Annotated in this window: 6 protein-coding genes; 2 read left to right on the top strand and 4 right to left on the bottom strand. The window is 78.2% G+C overall.

The features are described from left to right. Positions 1–70: 70 nt before the first annotated feature. The 3 genes from CS2_RS16800 to CS2_RS16810 all read right to left on the bottom strand — a co-directional run bounded on the left by CS2_RS16800 (position 71) and on the right by CS2_RS16810 (position 5,687). Complete coding sequence (locus tag CS2_RS16800) at positions 71–3,424, bottom strand: hypothetical protein (protein ID WP_156442185.1); 3,354 nt, start codon at positions 3,422–3,424, stop codon at positions 71–73. Between the two features lie 306 nt (positions 3,425–3,730). Then, complete coding sequence (locus tag CS2_RS16805) at positions 3,731–3,943, bottom strand: DUF7455 domain-containing protein (protein ID WP_046529122.1); 213 nt, start codon at positions 3,941–3,943, stop codon at positions 3,731–3,733. A gap of 202 nt (positions 3,944–4,145) precedes the next feature. After that, positions 4,146–5,687 carry a non-reducing end alpha-L-arabinofuranosidase family hydrolase gene (locus CS2_RS16810; protein ID WP_070320842.1) on the bottom strand — a complete coding sequence of 514 codons (1,542 nt, stop codon included), beginning with the start codon at positions 5,685–5,687 and terminating at the stop codon, positions 4,146–4,148. A gap of 296 nt (positions 5,688–5,983) precedes the next feature. On the opposite strand from CS2_RS16810, the gene CS2_RS16815 reads away from it, so the two are divergent. Further along, complete coding sequence (locus tag CS2_RS16815) at positions 5,984–6,529, top strand: DUF488 domain-containing protein (RefSeq protein WP_070320843.1); 546 nt, start codon at positions 5,984–5,986, stop codon at positions 6,527–6,529. On the opposite strand, the gene CS2_RS16820 is transcribed toward CS2_RS16815, so the two are convergent. Beyond that, the gene (locus CS2_RS16820; protein WP_070320844.1) at positions 6,502–7,257 is read right to left on the bottom strand and encodes a TetR/AcrR family transcriptional regulator; all 756 of its coding nucleotides are present in this window, start codon (positions 7,255–7,257) and stop codon (positions 6,502–6,504) included. The two genes, CS2_RS16815 and CS2_RS16820, sit on opposite strands and share 28 nt — an antisense overlap. A gap of 18 nt (positions 7,258–7,275) precedes the next feature. Between CS2_RS16820 and CS2_RS16825 the strand changes: the two genes are divergently transcribed. Next, a partial coding sequence (locus CS2_RS16825) for an MFS transporter (RefSeq protein WP_217997404.1) occupies positions 7,276–8,466 on the top strand: 1,191 nt, incomplete at its 3' end.

Genomic DNA, 8,466 nt, shown 5'->3' on the forward strand with positions numbered 1-8,466 from the left:
CCCGCCATCGCGGCCGTGGCGACCGCCGGCCACCACGGGCGCCGCGGCGCCGCCCGCCCGTGCCCGCCGCTCACCGCCCGCCCTCCATGCGCAGGTGCGCGACGGTCGCGCGGCGCGCGAGGCGCGTGGTGACGGGCACGACGACGGCCGTGCAGGCCACCAGCAGCACCGCGACCACGGCGCCCTGCGCGGCCCACGGCCACACCGCGACGGGCGCCGGCACGGGCACCTCCCCGGTCGCCGAGACCACCAGGTGCGGCCCGACGACGAACGACGTGAGCGCGCCGACCGCGACGCCCGCGGCGACGACCAGCACGCTGACGACGCCGTGCTCGACCAGCAGCGTGCCGACCACGGCCCGCCGCGACAGCCCCATGCCCTGCAGCCGCGCGACGTCGACGGCGCGCGCGTCGAGCGCAGCGGCGGTCTGCACGAGCGTCCCGGTCACCGCGAGCACGACGGCGGCGGCGACCAGCAGCCACAGCGCGCCCTGCACGCCGGTCCGCAGCGGGTCGTCGCGCAGGTGCGCGGCCAGCCCGGTGCGCGTCACGGCCGCCCCGAGCCCCGCGGCGTCGACCCGCGCCGCGGCGGCGTCGGGGGCGCCGGCGAGCCACCACGCATCCACGACGTCGGCGAGCGGTCCGTGCGCGACCACGGCGCGGGACAGCGCGTCGTGGTCGGCCAGGAGCGTCGCACCGCGCGGCAGGGCGGCCCGCGGCGGGACGACGCCGACGACGCGTGCGACGACGGTGGTGCCGCCGAGCCCGAGCGCGTAGGTGTCGCCGGGTTCGGCGGCGATGCTCGCGGCGAGGTCGCGGCCGAGCAGCACGGGCACGTCGGCCGGCGGCGGGAAGCCCGTGAGCACGAGGTGCGCGGGCCCGCCGAGGAGCCCCGCGGGCACGAGCCCGACGCGACCGGCGACCGTCACGGCGCCGCCGTCCTGCCGCACCGTGACGTCGTCGGGCGTGCGCAGGCGGTCGACGCTGTCGGCGGCGACGGCGCCCGACCAGCCGCCGCCGGCCGGTGCCTGCGCGGTGCCGCCGTCCGGCGGGGTCAGGGTCACCTCGACGTCGAGCGGCAGGGCCTCGGTGGGCAGCGCGAGCGCGTCGGCGCGCTGCTCGACCACGACCTGCAGGTCGACCGCGACGACCGTCAGGCCCGCGGTCGCGGGCAGCGGCAGCGTCTGCGCGTGCGCGGCGCCGTCGAGCGGCACGGGCGCGCCCGGCACGGCCTGGCGCGCGCCGTCGGGGCCCTCCACGACGAGCGTCGGCGTGACCGTGAGGTCCTCGATCGCGCGCCCGCGCAGCGTCTCGACGACCCCCCTGACGCCGACGTCGAGCGTGCCGACGCCGGCGGGCAGCGCGACGCCGGCCACGGGCGCGCCGGGGGCGAGGCCCGCGGTGAGGCCCGGCCACGTGGTGCCCGCCGGGAGCCGGCCGCGCACGAGCCCCGCGTCGTGCCGCGTGTCGATCGCGGCCAGGCGCGTCGCGGGCGTCGCGGGGCCGGGCCCGGCGACGGGTCCGAGCGCGACCTCGCGGTCGGTGAGCGGCACCGCCGCGGCGCCCGTGAGGTCGCTCAGCGCGGCGGCCTGTGCGAGCGGCGGAGCCGCGGTGCGCGCCACGGCGACGTCGGCGCCGACAGCGGTGTCCGCCTGGTCCTGCGCGGACGTCGCCCACGTCGCCCCGAGCGACGTCCCGAACGTCGCGGCCGCCGTCGCGAGCACCAGCAGCAGCGCCGCGCCCGCCGAGTGCCCGCGCCGCGCGACCTCCCACGACGCGAGCGGCACGACGACACCGGGGGACCGGGCCGCGCGGACCTCGGCCCGCCGCGCGACCCACGGCACGACCCGCAGCGCGACGGCGGCGCCCGCGACCAGGCACAGCACAGGGACCGCGACGAGCAGCGGGTCAGCGCCGCCGCCGGCCGCGAACGCGCGCCCGCGCAGCTGCAGCACGCCGACCGCCGCGAGCCCCACGAGCAGCGCGTCGACCGTGGCGCGCGCGACCCGCCCGCGCACCCCGACGTGCACCGGCCGGTCGTCCGCGGCGCGCAGCGCGGGCGCGACCAGCACGGCGACGAGCACGAGGACGCCCAGCACGACGGTCAGCACGAGCGCGCGCGTCGGCCCGACGTCGCTCGCGAGGCCCGCGTCGGCCAGCAGCGGCAGCCGCGTGAGGCCGCGGTACAGCGCGACGGTGAGCGGCACCGCCGCGGCGACGGCCACGACGCCGAGGGCGACGCTCTCGACCGCCGCCCGCGCGGCCAGCTGGGACCGCGCGGCCCCGCGCGCGACCAGCAGACGCGTCTCGGCGGCGCGCCGCACGCCCACGAGGCGCCCCGCGAGCGCGAGCGCCGCGGCGGCGAGCGCCGCCCCGACGAGAGCGACCACCACGACCACCGAGCGCGTCACGCGCTCCTGCGTCTGCGCCGCGGCGAGCGCACCGCCGAGGCCGGTCAGCACGCGGACGCCCGCGACGGGGTCGCCGAGCGCCCGGTCGAGCCCCGCGGGCAGGGCGTCGACGCCGCGCCGCAGGTCCGCGCGGTCCGCGGGGCGCAGGCCCGCGACGTCGGGCCGCGCGACGAGCGAGACGCGGTCCACCTCGACGGCGGACGCCGCGAGCGCGTCCGGTGCGGCGAGGAGCGGGCCGTACGTGACGGGCGCGGCGGGGTCGGCAGCGTCCGCGGCGTCCGTGCCGGACGTCGTCGCCCCGGTCCCCGCGGCCGTCGTGCTCGCGTCGCCGCCGCTGCCGGCCGCGCTGCTCGCGGTGCCGCGCAGCGGGTCGCGGTCCCAGGCATCGGCCCCCGGCTCGGGGGCGAACGTGCCCACCACGACCAGGGGGACGTCGCCGGACCCGGGGACGGGGTCGCGGCGGCGGCCGTCGCGCAGCTCGCCCAGCACCGCCTCGTCGCCGACCGCGAGCCCCAGGGCCCGTGCCGCGACGTCCGGCACGGCGACCTCGACGACGTCGGCGCCCGTGGTCGTCGGCCACCGCCCGGACGTCAGCGCGGCGTGCGCCGTGAGGTCGTCGGACGCCGTGACGTACGCCCGGGCGCCCGGTGCGGAGGCCACGGCCAGCGGGCGCACCGCCGACGTCCGCCACGGCGTCACGGCCGGCCGCGCGGGGGCGAGCGCCGCGCCCAGCACGCGCGCCGCGTCGTCGACGGCCCGGGGCTCGGCGCCCTCGAGCCGGAACGTCACCTCGACCGCGAGGTCGTGCGGGTCGGTGCGGCGCAGCGCGGCGTCGACCGCCTGCTCCTGGCCCGTGGTCAGCACGAGCGCGCACGTGCCCAGCAGCACCGCGCCCGCGACGACGACGGCCAGCAGCGCCGCGAGCAGCCCGGCCTGCGTGCGGGCACGCCGCCCGACCGACGCGAGCGGGACCGTCGTGCGGCGCGGCGGCGGGGCCGTCGCGGTGTGCGTCACGGCGCGCACCGCGGCGGGCGGCCTGCCGGTGTCGCGTGCGGCATCCCACCTCCGACGGGTCCGGCGGCGTCGACGCCCGCGGGCCGTCCGCCGCCCGGGCGCCTGCCCGCGCGTGCCCGCTGCGCCGTCACGGCGGCGCCGCCGCGACCCCGCGTACGGTACGCGTCCGCGCCGCCCGCGGGAACGACCCTCCGGGTGACGCGGCGACGCCCTCGCCGACGCACCGGTCGCCGGACGACGACGGCCCGGGACGTCGGTGACGTCCCGGGCCGTGCGTGCGACCGGCACCCGCGGGTGCGGGTGCGGCTACGCGTCGATGAGGTGGCGCTCGTCGAGGACGACGGCACCCGCGGAGAGCAGCTTGGACTCGTGCGCACGGAAGTGGTGGCCGCAGAACAGCAGCTCGGCGCCGCCCGCGGTGGCGAGCGTCGCGCGGACGTACGCCTGCGCGCCGCAGCGGTCGCAGCGGTCCTGGCGGGTGAGCTGGGCGGTGGGGGCGTCGGTGGTGATGACGGACATGGCCGGACTCCTCGTCTCCTCGGGGCCCGCGGCGGGTGTCGGGACGACGGCCTGCCGCGTTCTGCTCACCTGAACCATCGTCCATCCGCGGGTCTTCCGCGAGCGTGTTCGCTCAGCGGGGAACCGGGCACGCGGACGGGGCCGGGGTGCGGCCCTCGGGAGGACCCCACCCCGGCCCCGTGCACGGCGACCGGCGGGACGGCTACCGCTGGAGCGTCAGCAGCCCCGGGCGGTACGGCCACGTGTGGTACTCGCCGCCCGAACCCGGCGCGCGGCCCTGGTACAGCATCTGCAGGTTGCACGGGTCGATCGTCATGGTCTGATCGGCGTTGGTGCGCAGCAGCTCACCGTGGCTGATGTCGTTGGTCCAGGTCACGCCCGTGTTCGTACGGCCCGCGAACGGGTTGTTGAACGTCGTGGCGTTGGGCGTCCACGTGCCGTCCAGGCTCGTGGCCGTGAAGGACCGGAAGTAGCGACCCTGGCCGTTCTGCGCCTCGACGATCATGAGGTACTTCTGCTGGCCCTGGAGCTTGTAGACCTGCACGGCCTCGAACAGGTTCTCGGTCGTGTCGGTCATGATCGTCTGGTACGACGAGCCGAAGTTGCCCGGGAAGTTCCCGATCGGCATCGACGCCCGGTAGATCCGGCCGTTGTCACCCGCGAAGAACAGGTACATGTTCCGGTCGTCGCCGATGAGCGCCTGGTCGATCGGCCCGGTGCCGGAGTTGCTGATCGAGCCGGTGAACAGGTTCTGCGGCGCCGACCAGGAGTTCACGTCGGCCGGGTTGGTGGACGTGCGGTACGTGAACGCCGCGCCACCCCACTGGTACGCGAGCACCCAGATGTTCTTCGGCGCGAAGTAGAACAGCGACGGCGCGACCGCGCTGAACGGCATGCGGTTCTGCGCGACGGAGCCCATCTGGGAGTAGTTCGTGAACAGCCCGAAGTTCATCGAGCCCCAGTTGCGGCCGTCGTTCGTCGTGGCGTAGACGAGCTGCTGGCCGTTGTAGGGCGCGACCGTGAAGTCCTTGAGCGAGACCCAGCCGTTCTGCGGCTGCGCGAGCGCACCGGTCGACGTCCACCGGTAGCTCGTGGGGAGCTGGCACGTGCCGCCGGGGTTGCCGGGCGTCGGCGTCGGCGTCGGGGTGGGCGTCGGGTTGGTGCCGCCGCCCAGGCGCACGAGCTGCCACTGCTGGTTGGCGCCGCCCCAGTTGGTGTACTGCACGACGTTCGCGCCGTCGGCGGTCGAGGCGCCCTGCACCTCGACGGCCTTGTTGGACTGCCGGTTGATGAGGATGACGTACCCGTCGCCCGCGTCCTGCAGCCGGAACCGCTGGTTGGCCTGGTTGTGGTCGGTGTACTGGTTGATCGCGGCGCCGTCGGCGGTCGACCAGTTGTAGACGTCGAGCACCTTGCCGGACAGGCGGGACTTGATGCGGTAGTCGCCGTTGCCGGAGTCGACGAACTGCCACTGCTGCTGCTGGCCGTCGTTGCGGGTCCACTGCGTGATGCGGGCGCCGTCGTTCATGGCCAGGTTGTAGACGTCGAGCGCCTTGCCGCTCTGGCGGTTGATGAGCACGTACGACGCGTTCGTGTCGACGGTCGCGGCCGTCGCGGCGGGGGCCGTGGCGAGCGCGAGCCCGCCGGCGGTCACGGCGGTCGCGGCCGCCACGACGGCCGACGTCCAGCGGCGTCGGGTCCCCCGCACCGGGGCGGCGGCCCCGAGCGCGCGTGCTGGTCTCATGGTGCTCTCCTTCGAGTCGTCCGTGGACGGGGTGGGTCGAAGCGGTTGCTCCGCGTGCGACCTGCGCGGACCCGCGACGTTGCTGGGTCGGCGCAGCCCGGGCGGACCGCGATGTGAACCTTCACATTGCCACGGCCCTTACGCCGGTTTGAAGGGGTCCGTGGTGGAGTTAAACGTTTACTCACTCGGGGGTTGAGCTTTCCGGTGGTCCGGACCGGGTGCAGCGGGGACCCGGAGGTGCCGGGTGCCCGGCCCCCGGCGTGCGACCCTCGGTCGGCGTTGGCAGGGTCGGGGCGATGGCGGCACGACTGGTCACGTTCGGGCACGGCGCGCTCGCGCAGGAGGAGGTCGCGCACGTGCTGCGCGGCGCCGACGTGCGGCACGTCGTGGACGTCCGACGCTTCCCCGGCAGCCGCCGCCACCCCCACGTCGCACGCGAGGCGCTCGCCGCGTGGCTCCCCGCGGCGGGCGTCGACTACCGCTGGGAGGAGCGGCTCGGCGGACGTCGCCGCCGCGCCGCGGACGACGACCTCGACACCTGGTGGCAGGTCGACGCGTTCCGGGCCTACGCCGCCTACGCGCGGACGGACGTCTTCGGTGCCGCGCTCGCGGACCTGCTCGGCCAGGTGCGGACGGTCGACGGCGAGGTCGCGGTGATGTGCAGCGAGGCGGTCTGGTGGCGGTGCCACCGCCGGGTCGTCGCCGACGCCGCCGTCCTGCTGCACGGCGTCGACGTCCGGCACCTGGGCCACGACGGCCGCCTCACGCCGCACCCGCCCGCCGCCGGTGCGCGCGTCACGCCCCGTGGCCTCGTCTACGACGCGCCGCGCGAGCCCGCCTGACGAGCCTCGTCGCGCGGGGGTGCCGCCGGTGTGCGGTCGCGCGCGCCCGTCTCGCGCGTGCTCTCGGGCGATCCGGCCTCGCGTGTGCCGCCGTCGGGCGACCCGGGCAGCGGTGCGGCGCCCGCCGTCGTCCGGCGCGGGTCGCGGTGACGCGCGACCGCGGCGGCGGCGAGCCCCCGCACGTCGGCGGCCGGGCCGGCGTCACCAGTCACGCCGTCGCGGGCGCGCGCGGCGAGCGCGCCGTCGTAGAGCAGCAGCAGCTCGGCGGCGAGCGGGGCGGGGTCGGCCGCGCCGGTCGCCGCGGCGAGGTCGTGCAGGCGCTCGCGCAGCAGGTGCGTGTCGGCCACGAGCCACGCGTGCGCGGGGTGCGCCGGGTCGGTCACCTCGACGGCCGCGGCGAGGAACGCGCAGCCCCGCCGCGTCGGCGTCGGGCCCGGGAACGCGTCGAGCGCGTCGAAGACCGCGAGCACGCGGGTGTCGGGGTCGTCGCCGCAGCGCGCGAGCGCGTCGTCCCACGCGGCGCGCCACCGCGCGTGCCGGCGCTCGAGGTAGGCCGCGACGAGGTGGTCCTTGCCGCCGAAGTGCGCGTACAGCGTCGCGGGCGCCACCTGCGCGCGGCGCAGCACGGCGTCGACGCCGGTGGCGGCGATGCCGTGCTCGGTGAACAGCTCCTCGGCCGCCGCGAGCAGGCGCTCGCGGGCCTCCGGGCGTGCCGTGCCGCTGGTCATGTGCCTACCGTAACGATCGTGACAGTGAAACGATCGTTACGGCCGGGCGCCGCGGGTGTCGTCGCCGGGGGAGCGGGCCTCGTCGCGGTGACGTACGGCGTCGTCCGGTACGGGTACGGCCTGCAGCTCCCGGCGATCACGGCCGAGCTCGGCCTCACCCCGAGCACCGCCGGGCTCGTGGCCGCGGGCAGCTTCGCCGCCTACTGCGCGACCGCGCTGCTGGCCCGCCGGCTCGTGCCGCGCCGCGGCGCGCGCGTCGTCCTGTGGGTCGCGGCGGTCCTCGCCGCGGCGGGCGGCGTCCTCGTCGCGCTCGCGCCGTCCGCCGCGGTGCTCGCGGTCGGCGTGCTCGTCGCCGGTGGTGCCGCCGGTGCCGCGTCGCCCGCGCTCGTCGTCGCCGTCGCGGCGCGCGTGGCGCCCGCGCGGGCCGACCGTGCGCAGGCCGTCGTCAACGCCGGGACGGGGGCGGGCGTGGCGGTCGCGGGCGCGGTGGCGCTCGTCGCGCCGCACGCGTGGCGGCCCGTGTGGGCGGGGGCCGCCGTCGCGGCGCTGCTCGTCGCCGCCGTCGTCGACCGCGCCACGTCCTGGCCCGCCCCGACGGGCGCGGGACGGTCCCGTCCCCCGGGCGGCGCGGACGGGCGGTCGCTGCGGCGGCCCGCGCTCGCCGCCGTGCTCGCGGGCGTCGGCAGCGCGGCGGTCTGGACGTTCGGTCGCGACCTCCTGACGACGACCGGCGGGCTGCCCGCGCGCACGTCGGCGGTGCTGTGGTGCCTGCTCGGGGTCGCCGCCGTGCTCGGTGCGGTCAGCGGCGACGCGGTGCGCGTGCTGGGGCTGCGCGGTGCGTGGTGGCTCACCGCCGTCGCGAGCGCGGTCGGCACGCTCGGCCTCGCGCTCGCCCCCGACCGTCCCGTGCTCGCGGGGTTCGCCGCCGCGCTGTTCGGTGGTGCGTACACCGCCCTGAGCGGGGTCCTCATCGCGTGGGCGGCACACCTGCGACCCGCCGCGCCGGGCCCCACGACCGCCGTGCTCTTCGTCGCGCTCACGGCGGGCCAGGCCGTCGGCGCCACGGTGACGGGCGCCGTCGCCGACGCCGTCGGCCCCGTCCCCGCCTTCCTGCTCGGTGCCGTGCTCCTGCTCGCCGCCGCCGTCCCGGCACCCCGCCGGACGCCGCGGGCCGCCGGCGTCCGCGGCGGGCCGGCCCCGGGCGTCGAG

It is taken from the genome of Cellulomonas iranensis NBRC 101100 = JCM 18110 (assembly GCF_001552375.1).
In the GTDB taxonomy this organism is placed as follows: Bacteria; Actinomycetota; Actinomycetes; order Actinomycetales; family Cellulomonadaceae; genus Cellulomonas; species Cellulomonas iranensis.